This window comes from Pedococcus sp. P1_H8 (assembly GCF_056405175.1).
Genome location: NZ_JBFUCP010000474.1, coordinates 1 through 360 on the forward strand (window position 1 = coordinate 1; position 360 = coordinate 360).

At 71.9% G+C, this 360-nt stretch carries 1 protein-coding gene; it reads right to left on the reverse strand.

What is annotated here, in order from left to right; translation table 11 throughout:
- Positions 1–286, reverse strand: a 286-nt coding sequence (locus tag AC1DYG_RS20910; protein WP_477641739.1) for a DUF3710 domain-containing protein, incomplete at its 3' end; no start/stop codon positions are given.
- Positions 287–360 lie beyond the last annotated feature (74 nt).

The following is a 360-nucleotide window of genomic DNA, read 5'->3' on the forward strand; positions in this document are numbered from 1 at the left end:
GCACGGTCACCAGGTGGACGGCCTGGGGCGTGCCGTCCGGCGCCATCTCCACCTGGATCTGGCCGCCCTCGGGCATCGGCACCAGCACCGACCCGAGGTCGAGCCGGGGGCCGTTCACGCCCTCGGTCGGCTCCGCGCCGTCGAGGTCCGCCAGGTCGTAGGGACCGCGGTCCTCGACACCCGTCGGCGCGTCCACGTCGACCTCCGCCGCGGCATCGTCGCGCAGGTCCGCGAAACGGTCCGCTGCCGCGTCCTGCGCAGCGTCCTTCTTCTTACGTCCGAACATCAATGCGCCTCTTCCTGGGGCAGTGCCGACACCGCATGCAGGATCGCATGACCGCCGGTGGAGCCGTGACCTGC